13 protein-coding genes are annotated in these 18,041 nt (G+C 42.6%); all 13 read left to right on the top strand.

Annotation, left to right across the window (positions count from 1 at the left end; all coding sequences use genetic code 11):
• The first annotated feature begins 98 nt into the window (after positions 1 to 98).
• The 13 genes from EZV76_RS12975 (at position 99) to EZV76_RS12915 (ending at position 18,012) form a co-directional block, all read left to right on the top strand.
• Positions 99 to 1,250, top strand: a complete 1,152-nt coding sequence (locus EZV76_RS12975; RefSeq protein ID WP_136566990.1) for a FecR family protein — start codon at positions 99 to 101, stop codon at positions 1,248 to 1,250.
• A 183-nt stretch (positions 1,251 to 1,433) separates the two neighbouring features.
• Complete coding sequence (locus tag EZV76_RS12970; protein WP_236640922.1) at positions 1,434 to 4,730, top strand: TonB-dependent receptor domain-containing protein; 3,297 nt, start codon at positions 1,434 to 1,436, stop codon at positions 4,728 to 4,730.
• 9 nt (positions 4,731 to 4,739) lie between these two features.
• Positions 4,740 to 6,353, top strand: coding sequence for a RagB/SusD family nutrient uptake outer membrane protein (locus EZV76_RS12965; RefSeq protein WP_136566989.1), 1,614 nt, complete (start codon positions 4,740 to 4,742; stop codon positions 6,351 to 6,353).
• Between the two features lie 369 nt (positions 6,354 to 6,722).
• Positions 6,723 to 7,895 (top strand): DUF5009 domain-containing protein, encoded by a 1,173-nt coding sequence (locus tag EZV76_RS12960; RefSeq protein ID WP_136566988.1) that lies wholly within the window; start codon positions 6,723 to 6,725, stop codon positions 7,893 to 7,895.
• A gap of 11 nt (positions 7,896 to 7,906) precedes the next feature.
• Positions 7,907 to 8,989 (top strand): family 20 glycosylhydrolase, encoded by a 1,083-nt coding sequence (locus EZV76_RS12955; RefSeq protein ID WP_136566987.1) that lies wholly within the window; start codon positions 7,907 to 7,909, stop codon positions 8,987 to 8,989.
• A gap of 152 nt (positions 8,990 to 9,141) precedes the next feature.
• The gene (locus EZV76_RS12950; protein WP_236640921.1) at positions 9,142 to 10,851 is read left to right on the top strand and encodes a PQQ-dependent sugar dehydrogenase; all 1,710 of its coding nucleotides are present in this window, start codon (positions 9,142 to 9,144) and stop codon (positions 10,849 to 10,851) included.
• A 25-nt stretch (positions 10,852 to 10,876) separates the two neighbouring features.
• A complete protein-coding gene (locus tag EZV76_RS12945) occupies positions 10,877 to 11,890 on the top strand; it encodes an SMP-30/gluconolactonase/LRE family protein (RefSeq protein WP_201741862.1) in 1,014 nt (337 codons plus the stop codon).
• Between the two features lie 17 nt (positions 11,891 to 11,907).
• Positions 11,908 to 13,155, top strand: a complete 1,248-nt coding sequence (locus tag EZV76_RS12940) for an amidohydrolase/deacetylase family metallohydrolase (protein ID WP_136566985.1) — start codon at positions 11,908 to 11,910, stop codon at positions 13,153 to 13,155.
• A 42-nt stretch (positions 13,156 to 13,197) separates the two neighbouring features.
• A complete protein-coding gene (locus EZV76_RS12935) occupies positions 13,198 to 14,826 on the top strand; it encodes an aminotransferase class V-fold PLP-dependent enzyme (RefSeq protein ID WP_136566984.1) in 1,629 nt (542 codons plus the stop codon).
• A 59-nt stretch (positions 14,827 to 14,885) separates the two neighbouring features.
• Entirely contained in the window at positions 14,886 to 15,365 is a 480-nt protein-coding gene (locus EZV76_RS12930; RefSeq protein WP_136566983.1) for a RidA family protein, read from the top strand.
• Between the two features lie 28 nt (positions 15,366 to 15,393).
• Complete coding sequence (locus tag EZV76_RS12925; RefSeq protein ID WP_236640920.1) at positions 15,394 to 16,326, top strand: RraA family protein; 933 nt, start codon at positions 15,394 to 15,396, stop codon at positions 16,324 to 16,326.
• 26 nt (positions 16,327 to 16,352) lie between these two features.
• Positions 16,353 to 16,847: a nuclear transport factor 2 family protein gene (locus EZV76_RS12920; RefSeq protein ID WP_136566982.1), complete on the top strand. Its 495-nt coding sequence runs from the start codon at positions 16,353 to 16,355 to the stop codon at positions 16,845 to 16,847.
• A gap of 58 nt (positions 16,848 to 16,905) precedes the next feature.
• Positions 16,906 to 18,012: a bile acid:sodium symporter family protein gene (locus EZV76_RS12915; RefSeq protein ID WP_236640919.1), complete on the top strand. Its 1,107-nt coding sequence runs from the start codon at positions 16,906 to 16,908 to the stop codon at positions 18,010 to 18,012.
• The last annotated feature ends 29 nt before the right edge of the window (positions 18,013 to 18,041 follow it).

Genomic DNA, 18,041 nt, shown 5'->3' with positions numbered 1-18,041 from the left:
ACTACGTTATCGTTTTCGTGTGAAAAATTATAAAAAAAATCATAAAAAAAATACAGGGTCAAAAAACTTTCACACGTATTTAAGAATAATTGCAAAACATGAAATCACCCAAACGTCATAGACTTATTGTCAAGTTCCTTAATAAGGAAGCCAATCAAGAAGAATTGGAGAGGTTGGAGGACAGTTTGCATGAAAAGGAGAATATCACAACCTTTAATAATTTAGTTAGAATCCAATATCTAACCGCTAACGGTATGGCAAACTATAATTTAAATGAAGCCAAGGAATCCATTAAGCAAAAAGTCAGATCCGAAAAAAAGAAGCAAAGGTTACAGCTTTATAGAAGAGTTTCTGTTGCTGCTTCGGTTTTGTTGGTTTTGGGACTGGTTCTTAACGGGTATTATGGAGAAGAAGCAATTCAAGAGAAGCCTAACAAGATTGTAATTGGTTCTGACAAAGCGGTACTTACCTTGGAAAATGGAGATCAAGTAGCGTTGGAAAAAGGCAAGAACTTCAGTACGCCAATGATCAAAAGTAATGGTGAGCAAATTGTGTACTCCAGCAAAGAAAGTATAAGTAATGAAGAAGGCGACTTGTACAACTACCTATCCATACCGAGAGGGGGACAGTTTTTTGTGCAGCTTTCAGATGGAACAAAAGTGTGGTTAAATTCGGAGACCAAGCTGAAGTATCCAGTATCTTTTAATGGGATGGAGACCCGTAATGTGGAACTTTTGCATGGTGAAGCCTATTTTGAGGTGACACCAAGCACCCTTAACAACGGAGCAAGTTTTCAAGTGGTTTCCAACGGTCAGAAAATAGATGTCTTGGGTACAGAATTCAACGTTAGTGCGTATAAAGATGATGATGAAATTGTGACCACTTTAATCGGTGGCAGCATTGCACTTGAGAGGGGAACTTCCAAGAAAATGCTTCGGCCCAACCAGCAATCCAGGATTCATAAATCCTTGGATGATATAGTTGTTGTGGATGTAGATGCATCCCAAGTAATGTCTTGGGTAAATGGTGTGTTCACTTTTGAAGGGGATACGCTGGATGAAATAATGAAAGTGCTTTCCAGATGGTACGATATAGAGGTGATTTTTGAATCGGCCCAGCGTAAAGATTTTAGTTTTACAGGGATACTGGAAAGAACCAAATCATTTGATGATATCTTGGGCGTAATGGAAGTAGCGGCCCAAGGAGAAGTCACATTTGAAGTAAAGGATAAGACCGTACATATTAAATAAAACAATATGACAAGAAATTGCTAAATGCATAAAAAAAGGAAAAGGCTAACACATTCCACCGTAATAGCCTTTGTCCTCAGCGGATTAATTAAAACTAAGTATAACTAAACCAATTGCTAATTTATGAAAATTAACTTGAATCTGGGTCGATCTAAAACAAGATTTCGACTCTTAAAGTTTCTTATGAAAACTTTTATTTTCTTATGTTGTACCCTTGCCTTTGCTCTGGGGTCCGAAAAGGGCTTTTCCCAAGATGCTGACATTTTGATCGCAAAGGATAAGGTGCTCAATGTTAAGCAAGTATTTAAACTGATGAACAAGCAAGCCGACTATAAATTTATTTATAGGAACGACTTGTTGGAAAATGCTCCTGAAATTTCTGTGAAACAAGGTGTTGTTAAAGCAAAACAACTTCTTGATATGCTCCTTACCCCTGTAGATTTCACTTACGAATTCACTGCCAACAATACCATTGTGGTTCGGAAGAAAGAGAAATCTGAGATAAAGATTGAAGAATCGAAAGTGGAAACCGTAGAGCGTTTGCAGCAACAAGTAAGTGGTACTATTGTAGATCAACAGGGAATTCCACTGGCTGGGGCCAATATTGTTGAAAAGGGAACCACCAATGGAACACAAACCGATTTTGATGGAAATTATGCCATTTCAGTAGATGACAATGCCATTTTGGTTATCAGCTATATTGGCTTTCAAACAAAGGAAATTTCTGTTAACGGACAATCGTCCATCGATGTTACCTTAGTGGAGGATGCCAATCAACTTAGTGAAGTGATTGTAACTGCCCTCGGTATCCAAAAAACCAGAAAGTCCCTGACTTATGCAGCACAGGACATCGATTCTGATGAATTGAACCGGGTAAAACAGACCAACCCTATGAACAGCTTGTCAGGTAAGGTAGCCGGTGTGGCCATTACCAGAAGTTCATCTGGTGTAGGGGGATCTGTAAAGGTGACCTTGAGGGGTAACAACTCTTTTGGAAACAACCAGCCCTTGTATGTGGTGGATGGTGTACCGTTGTCCAACCCAACTGCTGCCCAACCTACAAGCACCTTTGGTGGAGGTAGGGACGGGGGCGATGCCCTTTCCTTGATCAACCCTGACGATATTGAATCCTTGACCGTATTGAAAGGTGCTTCCGCATCGGCACTCTACGGAAATGCAGGTCTTAACGGGGTAATATTGATTACCACCAAGAAAGGTCGTGATGGCACCTTTAAAGTGGATTTTTCTTCCAACCTTACGGTGGATAGAGCTGCTTATATGATTGATTTTAATGATGAAGCGCAGCAGAATGTTGATGATTTTTTGGAAACAGGAGTGAACAACATCAATTCCGTGTCTTTGTCCGGTGGAACAGAAAAGGCGCAGACCTATTTTTCTTATAGTAACAGTTTTGCTTCAGGAATTCTTCCCGACAATACCTTAAAACAACATACCATAAACTTGAGGGAAACCGCCAAGTTTTTTGATGATGTGTTGACCATGAATGCCAGTATTATGGCATCGACCCAAAAGATACACAATAGGGCCGTTTCAGGATTTTATTTCAATCCTTTGGTGGGTACCTATGTGTTCCCAACAGCAGAGGGGCGTTTAACAGACTATGCTGATTTTGAAGAGTACAACCCGGACAGGAACATTCAGGTACAACGATGGGTAAGACCATTGGCTGATATTGAGCAGAACCCTTATTGGATCGTGTACCGAAACCCACGGGAAGACACCAATAGAAAATTACTGGCTTCATTGAACCTGAATTTTAAAGTGACAGATTGGTTGTCGATTCAGACCAGGGGAACCTATGACCAATCTTTTTTGGATTTTGAACGAAAGGCCTATGCTTCCACCCAGGCCACATTGGCCCATGAGAATGGCCGATACACTTTTAACGAACAGGATATCCGTCAACTATATGGGGATATCATTGCCAATATCAATTACGATATCACCGAGAAGATTTCTTTGACAGCCAACGTAGGTGGCAGTGTTAAGCGAAATACCACTGAAATTCTAAATGCAGATTCAGGATCACAGGGAGGGCTTCAGTTTGCCAATGTGTTCACCGTTCAGAACTTTAATGCCAATTCCCAAGTGGCCTTGTCACAGACCTCATTGAATAGACAGATCAATTCTGTTTTTGCAAGTACTACCTTGGGCTATGACGAGAAGATTTTTGTGGATCTTACCGCTAGAAATGACTGGTCGTCCACACTTCCACCAGAAAACAATTCTTTTTTCTATCCTTCTGTGGGTATTACTGGGGTTTTGAGTGAAATGTTTGATTTTGGAGATAAGATTTCCTTCGCCAAAATAAGAAGCTCATATGCAGAAGTGGGTAATGATTTTGCCCCTAACCAAATTAGCCCAAACAGGACTATTTTGTTTGGTAATGGAATCAGTCCTACCGATCCTATCAAGCCATTTCCAGGGACCACACCAAAGCCGGAAAAGCAGAAGTCTTTTGAATTGGGTACCGAGTGGAGATTTTTCAACAATCGTTTAGGCTTTGATGTTGGGTACTACAACACCAAGACCGTTAACCAGTATTTCCCCTTCCCAACTTCGGTTGCGGTTATTGGAGCGCCCAATGCAGGGTTAAATTCAGGAGAGATTGTCAACAGGGGTATTGAGGCCACTATTTTTGCCACACCCATCCAAAGTGAGGATTTCCGTTGGAAGACCACAGTGAACTTTGCGCGAAACAAGAACGTAGTGGAAAGCATCTATGACGGTACGGTTGCCGATGGACTTATTGAACCTACCTATTTTACCCTTTCCGGAGCTGGGAACAATTCCTTTGCTTCCTATTTGGTAGAAGGAGGTTCCTTTGGAGACATCTATGGCCGAGTGGTAAAAAGGGATGAACAGGGTAGACCTGTTGTGGTTGATGGAGGTTTGGTGGAAAATGACCAAAACCCCGACAATGTTATAGAAGGTTTGGAAAAAGTGGGTAATGCCAACCCAGACTTCACCTTGGGATGGAACAACTCTTTTAGCTACAAAAACTTTAGTCTTGACTTTTTGATTGATGGGAAGTTTGGTGGTGAGACCATGAGTATGACCCAAGCTGCTGTGGAAGGCTTGAGCAATAACACCGCTCGTGAAACAGCCAATGGAAACATCGAAGTGGTTGATATCAATGGTAATCCAGAAACTTGGACGGCACAACAATACTACGGTGCAGCAGGTGGAAGGAATGGTTTTACGGGTGAATACGTCTATAGTGCCACCAATGTACGGTTGGCCGAATTGGCATTGGGCTACACCTTTGATTTGGGAGAAGAATCTTTCTTCAGCAATGTGAGCGCTTCCTTAGTGGGAAGCAATCTGTTCTTTTTCTACAAGGACGCCCCACATGACCCCAATGTCAGTTTAAGTACGGGCAATGCACTACAGGGAGTGGATGTTTTAGGTCTTCCCTCTACAAGGAGCACAGGTCTAAACGTAAAACTAACTTTTTAAAAAAAACTCATGAAAAATATATATAGATTGGGCGTTTTGGCAGCAACTTTAGGGTTTTTGGCAACGTCCTGTACTGAGAATTTTGAAGAACTCAATAAAAACCCAAGGGAAATAACCCAAGAACAGCTCGAAGGGGATTTCCAACATGTGGGATCTAAATACAAGCCTGTGTTTGAAAGTATCTATATTTTCAACCCAGGGTGGCAATACCAGCTTCAACAGAACTTGAACGCGGATGCCTACGCAGGATATTTGACCCCTCCAAACCCTTTTCAGAATGGGTCCAACAACACCACCTATAACTTGGTGAGTGGCTGGAACAATACCATCTGGTCCGTTCCTTATTCCAATGTCATGAATAATGTCAAGGACATTGAAAGCCTCACCCAAGGGGAATATCCTACCCTTTATGCAGTGTCCCTGATTTTAAAGGTGGAGGCCATGCACAGGGTTTCAGATGTTTTTGGTCCTATTGTATATACCAATTTCGGCGATTTGGATAACGCAGGGGTATATGATTCACAAGAAGAGGCCTATGATGCATTTTTTGCCGATTTGGATACCGCTGTGGATAATCTTATGGCCGATATAGAAAGCCCAAGGTTTACAGCATTCGACCTAGCTTATGGAGGGGATTACTCCAAATGGGTAAGATTTGCCAATTCCTTGCGGTTGAGGCTCGCTATTCGAATTTCCAAAGTAGCCCCTGAAAAGGCTAAGTTGCAAGGTGAAAAAGCCTTGAGCCACCCGCTGGGTGTAATGGCAGGCAATGATGATGGATTTTTTGTGACCAGTACCAATAGCCATCCGTTGGCCCAGATAGATAATTCATGGGGAGATACCCGTATGAATGCATCCATGGAGTCCATTATGGGTGGGTACAACGACCCGCGAATCAATGCCTATTTTTCGGAAGTGAACCCTGGTGATTCGGAAACAGAACCCATTGTTCCCGGAACACTCAAAGGAATCAGAAACGGATTGCCCTTGTTGGATGGATATGCAGATGCATCGGCTCAAAAAGCCGACTATGTGAGATTTGGGGTAATCAATGACGATTTGACCCAGTACACCGTACAGCTAATGACGGCTGCTGAGGTAGCTTTCCTTAAAGCAGAAGCTGCTTTGAGGGGATGGACTGGTGCTGGTGATGCACAAGCCAATTATGAAATGGGTATAGCTCTTTCTTTTGAGCAAAGAGGTGTAGGCAGTGCGGACGATTACATAGCGGACAATACTTCCGTGCCAGCAGATTACGTAGATCCCGTATATCCATCAAATAATATCAATGCCCTTACCAATGCTACTATTGCATGGGATGGAGCCGATGATAACGAAACCAAATTGGAAAAGATCATCACCCAAAAATGGATTGCAGTATTTCCTGATGGGCAAGAGGCATGGAGTGAGTTTCGTCGTACAGGATACCCCAAAATTTTTCCGGTGGTGAGCAATCAAAGCCCCGGAACCATAGATACGGATATTCAAATACGAAGAATCCCATTTGTGGATAGTGAACTTTCAACCAATGCCGAAGGTGTTGCGGGAGCCGTTACTAAACTTGGCGGACCTGACAACGGAGGCACTAGGCTTTGGTGGGATACTGGTGCCCCTAATTTTTAGAAGTTTACATGTTTAAGTTGAGTTAAGTTTGAAGCCGCGGGTGGGGAAGCCAGTTTTCTCGCCCGCTTTTTTTCCTATTTGAAATATTGGTATAGGATATTTAATTCAAAAATTGAATCCATAAGACTCCGATAAAACCTTGAGAGCTACCTTTTTTGAAGGCTTTGTTTTAGAAGTACAATAATTATCACCCTTTTAAACCAAAGGAAATCGAAAATTTAATAGATTGCGATATTATGCACATCTGAAGATATTTTATTAAAAATCATAAAAAAGTATAGGGTTATTAAAGTTTCGTGCGTACTTATAATATGAGTGCAATGAAATTGGTAAAAAAATTACAGAGGTGTAAGGTCAATTTAAATCATTATGCGACTTAAGTCAATTGACATTCTTAGGGCTCTGACCATGTTTTTTATGATATGGGTAAACGACTTTTGGACACTGCAAGGCTTGCCCAAATGGCTTTTGCATGCCAAAGCTGGTGAGGATTATTTAGGATTTTCAGATGTGATATTCCCACTTTTTCTATTCATTGTAGGGCTAAGCATTCCCTTTGCTATTAAAAACCGGTTGCAAAAAGGAGATTCTCGTAGAGACATAGCCAAGCATATTCTAATCCGCTCTTTTTCTTTGCTTTTTATTGGCGTTTTCATGGTAAATTATGAATCTGCCTATCATGAAGGCATCATTATAGGAAAATATCTTTGGTGTATTCTAATGGCACTTGGGGTGTTTTTAATATGGACACATTATAAGAAAAGCCCAATTCCAAAACAATTGCATCTGCCATTACAGATTCTTGGGCTGGCGGTTTTCGTGTTTTTAGCCATTATTTATAAAGGAGGTGCTTCCGGGGAACATTGGATGCGCCCTCAATGGTGGGGTATTTTAGGATTGATAGGTTGGGCATATTTGGTCAATGCCCTTATCTTTTTATTTGTTAGAGGAAATTTTGCTGTAATGATTGGCGTTTGGGTTCTCTTCAACATACTTTCTGTTTGGGCTCAAACAGACATGGCCATTCAATTGTCAGGACCATTCAGGTATCTTTCAACCATTGTGGGAGGTACTATACCAGGATTGACCACTGGAGGAATTGTTGCATCCTTGATATTCGAAAAATGGTCTAAGGTCAGCTTAAAGCAGGTATACACAATCCTTGCTGTCTTGGGAATTGTATGTCTTGCATATGGATTGGGTACACGACCAATGTGGGGAATCTCCAAACTTGGGGCCACACCTTCATGGCTTGCCATATGTTCGGCCATGGGTTTTTTCCTTTTTGCTATTCTACATTATATCGCAGATAAAAGGAACATTACCAAATGGGCCAAGATTATAGCTCCTGCGGGAACGGCTACATTGACCTGCTACATGTTGCCTTATATTATTTATCCAATGCGCACATTTGTGGATTTCACATTGCCAGATGTTTTGAATACGGGGGTGATAGGGCTCATAGGCTCCATGGTATTTGCTCTACTTGTTGTTGCGATTACGGGTTGGCTGGAGAAAAAAGGAATTAAACTCAAACTGTAAATCATATTATCATGGGAAGAAAAATAACATTGCTGATTTTGTTGCTTGCCACAACCTTGGGTTTTGGTCAATCCTCATTTGCTGTTAAAGGCTTTTGCATTGCAGCTCCTTCAAAGGACAAAGTGAACGATTTTGTAAAATTCATTGAAGATGAACTGGCCCCTGGAGGGATCAACACTATTATTCTTCGGGTGGACTACAAATACGCTTATGAGTCTAGGCCAGAGCTTAGGGATGAAAACCCTTTGAGCAAGGAAGATGTCAAAAAAATGGTTGCGGCCAGTAAGAAACACAATATCAACCTGATTCCACAGGTCAATCTTTTAGGGCACCAATCCTGGCATAGCGATTTGAGCAAACTGCTTGAAGTTTACCCAGATTTTGATGAAACCCCAAATGTGAAGCTTCCAGAAAAATACGAATGGCCCAACGCAGATCGGCTTTATTGCAAAAGCTACTGTCCATTGCACCCTGAGGTGCATGATGTGGTTTTTGATATTGTGGACGAGATTGTAGAGGTGTTTGAGGCCAAAGCCTTTCATGCTGGTATGGATGAGGTATTTTATCTGGCCCACCCAGATTGCCCCCGCTGCCAAGGCAAAGACCCTGCTATGTTGTTCGCAGGAGAAGTCAATAAGATTAGTGACCATTTACAGAAAGGAGGAAAAGAACTTTGGATATGGGGTGATCGACTAATCGATGGAACAGACTCTGGAATTGGCATGTGGGAAGGAAGTTACAACAACACGGCCAATGCAGTGAACCTAATTTCAAAATCTGTGGTCATATGCGATTGGCACTATGAGAAAGCCATTCCAACACCTGCCTATTTTGCAATGAACGGATTGCAGGTTATTGCCTGTCCATGGCGAAGGCCCAAAGTAGCCGAACAACAAGTGCAAATGATGCATTCCTTTAAACAGAATTCAACACCGGAAATGGCAGAAAAATATTTAGGGGTAATGCATACGGTGTGGTCTTCCGCTGATTCTTTTTTGGAAAATTACTACAGCCAAAAACCAGATGAAGCCAGTGCCGGAGTTGTAAATACCCTAAAAGCAATGATAGCCGAAACACAAAGAATAAAGAACTAAACTAAGTTGAACCAATACCAAAAAATGGAGCAATAACGCTTATTAAAATGATTAACTTTTTAAACCAAACCAAACAACCAAATACTAAATACGCCAACAATAAGCGTGTTTTTGTATATCCCTTACTTTGCGTTATCGCTGCAATTTTTCTTGTGCAATGTTCCTCAAAGGATAATGGATTGCCTGCAGGCGACCCAGATAATGCAGGCCTTTTTGTTCCAGATGGATTTGAGGTCGTAGCCGTTGTAGACAGCTTAAAGGGAAGGGCTAGGCACCTTACCGTGAATACCAATGGTGATATATATGTAAAGTTGAGATTTCCAAATGACGAGGGAGGAAATGCTGCACTCCGGGATACCGATAATGATGGTAAGGCAGATATCATTGAAACATTTGATGATTATATAGATCGAAGTAGTTACGGTACCGAGATGCGGATTCATAATGGCTACCTATATTTTAGCTCTGTAACACGGATCTATCGTCAAAAACTAACAGACCAATTGGTGCCAGATACTGAACTGGAACTAATTCTAACGGATAGGCAGCCCCCCAGACAGCACGATACCAAACCTATAGCTTTTGATAATGAAGGAAACTTGTATACCGTGTATGGGGCTCCCTCCGACGTCTGCCAAGTGGATGATAGATCACCATTGTCACCAGGAATGTTCCCCTGCCCCATACTGGAAGATAGAGCTGGGGTTTGGAAGTTTGATGCCAACAAGCTGAACCAGTTTCAGGAAGATGGAGAAAAATTCGCTACTGGTCTTAGAAGCGTCGTGGGAATGGATTGGAACCACCAAGATGACAACCTATACGCCGTGGTCCATGGAAGGGATTATATGCACCCCACATGGCCAAACAAGTTTACACCTTGGGAAGGTTCTGTATTGCCTTCGGAAGTATTTGTTAGACTTAAGGATGGGGATGATGCTGGATGGCCATACCATTATTATGACCAGATAAAAGGAGACTATTTCCTTAACCCTGAATATGGTGGTGATGGTGAAAAACAGGGAGAGGATGTGGACCAATTGACCGATCCTGTTGTTGGTTTTCTTGGACACTTTGCACCAAATGATATAATGTTCTACGAGGGAGATCAGTTCCCGGAGCGATATAAAAATGGAGCTTTTATAGCCTTCCATGGTTCTACCAGTAGTGCCCCATACCCCCAAACAGGTTATTTTATTGGATTTGTCCCTATGGAAAATGGGATTCCAACAGGACCTTGGGAAGTATTTGCTGATGGTTTTGCGGAGCAGGAAATCATTAAGAATACCAGTGATGCAACCTATCGTCCCATGGGATTAGCAGTTGGACCTGATGGTTCTTTATATGTGTCGGATTCTGAAAAAGGTAAGATTTGGAGAATCATGTACAAAGGAGATAAAGACGAATTTGGGGAAGCTGAATTGGCCGGGATGGAAGAGCGCAAAAGAACCGCTTCCAATATTAAAACCCCTGTTGAGTTCGAAGACTTGGTGGTTAAACCGAATGATGAGGACGATATATATAGCGATGAAAATGTAGGAGAAGGTGGAAAGCTTTACAACACCTATTGTTCTGTATGCCACCAGCGAAATGGTTTAGGTAACGATCGTTTCCCACCTTTAGATGACGCGGAGTGGATTTTGGGAGACAAGACACGCTTGATCAATGTAGTGCTTCAAGGCCTACGTGGGGAAATATTTGTGCATGAAAAATCATATAACAACGTAATGCCAAAGTTGGATAGACTTTCAGATGAGGAGATAGCGGGTATATTGACCTATGTGCGTGGAAGTTTTGGAAACAAGGGTTCAAAAATAACCCCGGAAGAAGTGGCCAAAGTGAGAAAGACCAACGAAACACCATAAGATAACCAATTAAACCACTTTTTTTATGAAATCTGTATATCGTATAACAATGGCTGTTAAGAACAGAAGCATTTCCAATTGCTTCCGTAACTTTAAGCTGATGACGGTATGTTTTGTGCTGCTATCCACAGCGTGTAAACAAAAATCAAATGATCAGTCAACAACGGAAGATCAGGAAAATACCACTAAAGAAGAATCAACATTGTACAAGAGTAGCGTTTTAACGGAACCATCAGGCTTTACTGGAGGAATTGAAGGACCTGCTGTGGATGCAAATGGAATCCTCTATGTAGTAAACTTTGAAAAGCAGGGTACCATTGGCCAAGTTGATGCCGAAGGGAATGCCTCACTCTTTGTAACCCTTCCCGAAGGGAGCATTGGAAATGGCATCCGGTTCAACAGTAATGGGGATATGTTCATTGCGGATTATACCATGCACAATGTTCTAAAAGTAGACATGGATACCAAGGAAATTAGTGTCTATGCCCATAATGATGGATTAAATCAACCCAATGATATTGCCATTATGGACAATGATATCATCTTTGCCAGCGATCCTGATTGGGCCAATTCAAAAGGACAGATTTGGAGAGTGGAAGAGGGGACCTTTACCCTGCTCGAAGGAGATATGGGGACCACAAACGGTATTGAGGTAAGTCCCGACAACAAGACACTTTATGTGAACGAATCCGTACAACGAAATATATGGGCCTATGACCTTTCCCCTGAAGGTGAAATCAGCAACAAGCGCCTGCTTATCAAATTTGAAGATTTTGGCATGGATGGCATGCGTACCGATGCAGATGGGAATTTGTATGTGACCCGGCATGGAAAAGGTACCGTTGCCAAAATATCCACAACAAGTGGGGAAATTCTCGAAGAGATTTCATTGACCGGAAAGAGAGCCTCCAATATTGCATTTGGGGGTAAGGAAGGCACCCAAGCTTTCGTAACCCTGCAGGACAATGGAAATGTGGAGACCTTTACTGTGGAGAGTCCAGGAAGGGCATTTCAAATGATTAAAGAAAGAAAAGAATAACCTAATCTCATAACACAATGAAAATACATAAATTAAAGTACGCACTTATTGCTTTGGCAGTCTTGTTTTGTTCTAAGGCCGTTCAAGCCCAGGAATATGATTTAGTAATCAAGAACGGGACACTTATCGATGCCAAAAATGGTATAAACAAGAAAATGGATGTGGCCATTTCAGAGGGAAAAATCGCTGAAGTTGCTAGTAATATATCGGCCAAAAAAGGTAAAAAAGTAATCGACGCCCAAGATAAATTGGTCACTCCGGGACTTATAGATCTTCACGGGCACGTGTTCTTCGGAACCGAAGAGAATTCAATGTATAGCGGCGGTTCGCACAGTGTTGCCCCCGATAATTTCACGTTTAGAAGTGGTGTCACTACCATCGTGGATGCGGGAAGTTCAGGTTGGCGTAATTTCCAGATTTTCAAGAAGAATGTCATTGACGAATCCAAGACCAGGGTATTGGCATTTTTGAACATCGTAGGTTCCGGTATGAAAGGCGGTATTATTGAGCAGAATATTAACGACATGGACCCAAAAATGACGGCCTTGACCGTGAAAAGATTTCCTGAATTGGTTGGTGTAAAATTGGCCCACTATTCTGGGTTTGAGTGGACCCCAACTGAAAGAGCAGTTGAAGCGGGCACCATTGCGGAAGTACCGGTAATGATTGATTTTGGGGGTAGTACCCCGACCCTATCCATAGAAACTCTTTTTATGGAGAAATTGAGACCAGGTGATATCTTTACCCATGCCTATGCATCGCTTGGCAGCAGGGAGCGTGTGGTAGATGATCAAGGAAAGGTTAAACCATTTGTGTTCGAAGCCCAAAAAAGAGGAATTGTTTTTGATGTAGGCCATGGTGGAGGAAGCTTTGCTTTTTCGCAGGCAATTCCTTCCATGCAACAAGGGTTCAAACCCAATTCAATAAGTACTGACCTGCACATTGGAAGTATGAATGGCGGCATGAAGGATATGACAAACATCATGTCCAAGTTTTTGAACATGGACATGTCGGTTGAAGAAGTAATAGAAATTTCAACATGGAAACCTGCCCAATATATCAACAGGACCGATTTGGGGCAATTGAGTGTTGGTGCCATCGCCGATGTGGCCATCCTTAGTGTTAAGCAAGGAGAATTTGGTTTTGTGGACACGAGAAACCAAAAAATGATGGGAGATCAAAAATTTGAGTGCGAAGTGACTTTAAAGGATGGGAAGGTAGTTTATGATCTCAATGGATTGTCCAGTAAAGAATGGGACAAATAGAAAGGACCAAACGAAAACAAACTAATACTTAAAAACATGAGCATGAAACGAAGGGAAATAATCAAACAGTTAGGTGTTGTTCCTGTAGCGGGAAGCCTAATGGCCAGCCAATCAATGCTTGGTGGTACATTGGGAAGTGTTACAGGTCCATTGATGACCAAGTCATCCAAAGGCCCAAGCATTTATGAATCCTTGGGGATAGACACCATTATAAACTGTAGAGGTACCTTTACCATATTGGGGGGCTCCACGGAACGTCCCGAGGTTATAGAGGCCATAGAAGCCGCATCTGGGTACTTTGTACAATACGATGAGCTGGCCGAAGGGATTGGCCGTCGTTTGGCGGAAATCACCAAGGCGGATTGGGGAATGGTCTCCGCAGGTTGCGCCGCAGGCATGAAACACGTTACAGCTGCCTGTGTGACCGGTGGTAACCCAGAAAAACTGATCAGAATACCCCATATTGATGATTTTGAGAAGAACGAAGTCATCATCCCAAGAAGTTCACGAAACTACTACGATCACGCTATCCGAAATATTGGGGTAAAAGTGATCACCGTGGATTCACCCGAAGAAATGAGGGAGGCCATCAACCCAAGAACGGCCATGATCTATATCATGACCGGGGATGACAATGAAACAGGAAAACCACTTTCATTGGAAGTGATCAGCGAAATTGCCAAGCCAAAGAACATTCCAGTCTTGGCCGATGCGGCCGCGGAAGATTTAAGCATTCCTTGCGTGCACTTGGAGCGTGGCGCCACAGTGGTAGCCTATAGTGGTGGGAAAGCCATTTGCGGGCCACAGTGTGCGGGACTTTTATTGGGAGATAAGGACCTGCTCATGGCAGCATGGCAAGCTAGTTCTCCACACCACGGACCTGGAAGGGACAATAAGGTAGGAAAAGAGGAGATGTTGGGGATGTTGGCTGCTGTTGAGGCTTGGACCACCAGAGATCATGATAAGGAATGGCAGATTTGGTTGGGTTGGTTGGATGAGATTTCTTCCAAATTGACCAAGATTGATGGAATCACTTCAGAAGTGACCTTGCCCAAAGGATTGAACAACAGGACCCCTAGATTAATTTTAAAATGGGATCCGGACAAGCTTCATATAACAGGAGAGGAAGTGGCCGAGGAAGTGGCCCGAAACAAGCCAAGGATAGCTATTGGTGGTTGGAGTAGGGGTGATAGTACTTCCATCAACATTACTCCCAGCCAAATGCGCCCAGGAAATGCAAAAGTGGTAGCGGACAGGTTGTATGAGGTGCTTTCACAAAAAAGAGAACCAATTTCAGATGAAATGGTATCTCCAAGTGAGGATATCTCTGGACATTGGGAAGTTGACGTAGCATATTTTACGAGCAACAGTGGCCATAAGTTTTTCTTGGAGCAAGATGGTAACTGGATTTCAGGCTCGCACACCAGTGAATATGCCAGTCAGGATATTATTGGTATGATAGAAGGGGATGAAGTAGTGCTTAGAAGTAATTTCAGGATTCCAGGAAATGGTATCAGTTTTTGGTTCATTGGTAAGATTTCCAACGGGGAGCTTAGTGGCTCCGTATTCCTTGGAGAATATTTAACAGCGAAGTTCGCTGCCAAAAAGGTATCTTACAGGCAAAATCGCACAAAACTAAATGTGCCCGGAGGTCCACCATTGGCCACTTGATCATTAAAAAAGCTAGAATAGTAAACAAACAAACCTTAATCATTTTTAAACATTGTAATATGGAAAATCAAACAAGAAGATCATCGTTCAAACGAATAGGAGTAGGATTGGCAGCTCTTTTTGGAGTTGGGGCTACAACAGCTGCAAAGGCCATGACCGGAGGCGCCAAGGCTAAAAAAGAGGTTGTAGGTGATATCATTACCGATCAGGATGTTCCTTTGTTCTCTGGAGCAGTAAAGCATGGAAACACTTTATACATAGCAGGTAAAGGAGCTCACGTTGAACCTTTCGAAATAAAAGCGCACACCAAGATTGTATTGGATAATATCCAGAAAGAATTGGAAAAGAACGGTTCCTCAATGGATAAGGTCCTTAAAGTAAATGTGTATTTGGCAGACCTTAACGATTATCATGCAATGAACGAAGTGTATCGTGGACGTTTCGGTAAAAACCCTCCTGTAAGAACTACTGTCGCTACCTATGGTGGTGTTCCTGGGGATTCTTTGGTGGAGATTGATTGTATAGCTGCTTTGGACTAAACAAATAGTACAAACGATTAACTTAAACATGATGAAACATATGTTCAAACTGAACATTGCCATAGTATTTTTATTTTTTATCTCAATAGGTCTGAAAGGTCAGACAATCCCAAAAGAGGAGTTGATTTTCTTGACTTCGGAATGGAAGGGTGAACGTTTTGATGATGGACGCCCCCGTATTCCGGATGGTATTTTGGAGAGAGCCAAGAAAATAGGGATAGATGATGCTTGGACCGTACTCAATAACGAAGGGTATACCAACCAGTTCGAAGGGAATTGGAAAATGATCCATGATGATGTTCCGGTAGTGGGCCGTGCGCTAACGGCCATGTACATGCCAAGCCGACCCGATGTGGAAAGTAACATCAAAGCGCGTGGACATGCCGAGGGCAGAAAAGGAAATACCAATTCCTGGCCTATCGAAATGCTTTCCCAAGGTGACGTTTATGTTGCGGATGGCTTCGGAAAAATTGATGCAGGTACACTTATGGGAGCCACATTGGCCACGTCAATTTTTAGCAAGTCGGGCAATGGTGTGGTCTTCAACGGAAGTGCAAGGGATTTGGAAACCGTCAAGGAATTGGAAGGGTTCAATGCTTTTGTACGGGATTTCCATCCTTCTTTTTTGGAGGAAATGGTAACCATGGGACTCAATGTGCCCATCCGTATGGGTGCTGCCATAGTACTTCCCGGTGATTTGGTGATTGCCAAACAAGAAGGTGTTCTTTTTGTACCAGCCCATTTGGCGGAACAAGTAGTGGCTACCGCAGAATTCGTTGCACTAAAGGATGTGTTCGGTTTTGAAATGGTAAGAACCAAAAAGTACACCACAGGGGAAATCGATAGTCAGTGGAGCGATAAAATCAAGAATGACTTTATCAATTGGCTAAAAGGAAAACCTGAACTTGGAAAAATGACCAGGGAAGAACTGGACAAGGTCTTAAGTAAGAGAACTTGGTAAAGAGAATTAAAGATTAATAAATATTTATGACTGTAAAAAATAATACGGCCATTGCCCTTTCGGCAATGGCCCTGTTGCTATCCCTAGCTTCCTGCGGGGATACCCAACAGAAACCGGAAGAGACAACAACAGTGGTTGAATCCGCAGCCCCTGCGCCTAAAGTATCGGACGTGGAAGCTGTGGTTTTGGAATTTAATAAGGCATTGGAAAATCCAACCAAAGAAGTGTTGGAAAAACTTTGCTCGGACAAGATGACCTACGGCCATTCCAGTGGATTGGTCCAGGATAAAGCAACCTTTATAGATGATGTGCTCAATGGCCCTTTTGATTTTCAATCAGTGGCCGGACCAGAGCAGACTATTACCTTATCGGGGAATACTGCGGTGGTACGGAACATTTTTTTGGCCAGTGCCACAAAAGATGGGGAACCCCTGGAAATCAAAATAGGGAACATGCAGATTTATGAACTCTCCCAAGAAGGAGAATGGCAATTACTGGCCAGACAAGCCTTTAAGCTATAGGTATCTGTTCCATGCACAGGAACAGTACGCATAAGAATAACCAAAACAAACTCAACTTTTGAAAAAATTAAACAAACATTCGATTTCATTGTGGATTTCACTGCTGTTGCTGTGCATTGCCATAGGAATGGCCGTAACGGGTAATTTGGCCAGTGCCGGTCTGGTAATCATTGGTGTATTTGCTTTTTGCGCCTATGGTTTTAGCGGGTACGAATCCTTGAACGGCAATGTATTCACCGCCTTGATATTTGCCGGGGTAACATTGGCACTATATTACCCACAATATTTTACGTATATAGGCGACTTTAAACTCACAGGTTTGATCATCCCTTTGATCCAGATAATCATGTTTGGGATGGGAACCTCCATGAGTGTCAATGATTTTGTAGGAATAATTAAGACCCCAAAAGGGGTTTTGGTAGGGGTTACCGCCCAGTTGGCCATTATGCCGGTCATGGGTTTTATATTGGCAACCTTAAGTGATTTTCCACCGGAGATTGCTGCAGGTATAGTGTTGATAGGCTGCTCGCCTAGCGGTGTGGCCTCAAATGTAATGGCCTACTTGGCCAAGGCAAATTTGGCCCTGTCCATAACCATTACTTCCATTGCTACACTGATAGCTCCCTTTGTAACCCCTTTGTTGATGAAACTATTGGCAGGGGAGTTCATTGAAATAGATGTATTGGGTATGATGTGGAGCATCGTCAAGATGATTATCCTGCCCATTGGCGCCGGTCTGTTGTTCAACAAATTGAGGGGTGATGGCGCCAAATGGTTGGATAAAGCCATGCCAGTGATTTCTATGCTAGGAATAGGACTAATTATAGTAGTGATCACAGCGGCCGGAAGGGACAGTCTTTTGGATATAGGTGGTCTGTTGATGGTACTGGTATTGGTACACAACCTTTTTGGGTACACATTAGGATATTGGTTTGCACGACTTGTGGGCATGTCTGAGCGGGATTCCAGGACCATATCCATAGAAGTAGGAATGCAAAATGGTGGATTGGCCTCAGGTATTGCAAACTCCTTGGGTAAGATTGCCACTATGGGGCTCGCTCCTGCGGTATTTGGTCCGCTTATGAACATTACAGGATCTATCTTGGCATCGTACTGGCACAAAAGACCTCCAAAGGGAGAAGAGATCGAGGAAGATAAAGAATAAGAAACTAGATTAAATTAAAAAATAACAAA

Origin of the sequence: Flagellimonas alvinocaridis (genome assembly GCF_004916895.1) — a bacterium.
In the GTDB taxonomy this organism is placed as follows: domain Bacteria; phylum Bacteroidota; class Bacteroidia; order Flavobacteriales; family Flavobacteriaceae; genus Flagellimonas; species Flagellimonas alvinocaridis.
This window is presented reverse-complemented; position numbering and strand designations above follow the sequence as displayed.

Bases quoted from the DNA above. Each gene is read 5' to 3' on its own strand.
- EZV76_RS12975 (WP_136566990.1), top strand. From the start codon at position 99: ATGAAATCACCCAAACGTCATAGACTTATTGTCAAGTTCCTTAATAAG.
- EZV76_RS12970 (WP_236640922.1), top strand. From the start codon at position 1,434: ATGAAAACTTTTATTTTCTTATGTTGTACCCTTGCCTTTGCTCTGGGG.
- EZV76_RS12965 (WP_136566989.1), top strand. From the start codon at position 4,740: ATGAAAAATATATATAGATTGGGCGTTTTGGCAGCAACTTTAGGGTTT.
- EZV76_RS12960 (WP_136566988.1), top strand. From the start codon at position 6,723: ATGCGACTTAAGTCAATTGACATTCTTAGGGCTCTGACCATGTTTTTT.
- EZV76_RS12955 (WP_136566987.1), top strand. From the start codon at position 7,907: ATGGGAAGAAAAATAACATTGCTGATTTTGTTGCTTGCCACAACCTTG.
- EZV76_RS12945 (WP_201741862.1), top strand. From the start codon at position 10,877: ATGAAATCTGTATATCGTATAACAATGGCTGTTAAGAACAGAAGCATT.
- EZV76_RS12940 (WP_136566985.1), top strand. From the start codon at position 11,908: ATGAAAATACATAAATTAAAGTACGCACTTATTGCTTTGGCAGTCTTG.
- EZV76_RS12935 (WP_136566984.1), top strand. From the start codon at position 13,198: ATGAAACGAAGGGAAATAATCAAACAGTTAGGTGTTGTTCCTGTAGCG.
- EZV76_RS12930 (WP_136566983.1), top strand. From the start codon at position 14,886: ATGGAAAATCAAACAAGAAGATCATCGTTCAAACGAATAGGAGTAGGA.
- EZV76_RS12925 (WP_236640920.1), top strand. From the start codon at position 15,394: ATGATGAAACATATGTTCAAACTGAACATTGCCATAGTATTTTTATTT.
- EZV76_RS12920 (WP_136566982.1), top strand. From the start codon at position 16,353: ATGACTGTAAAAAATAATACGGCCATTGCCCTTTCGGCAATGGCCCTG.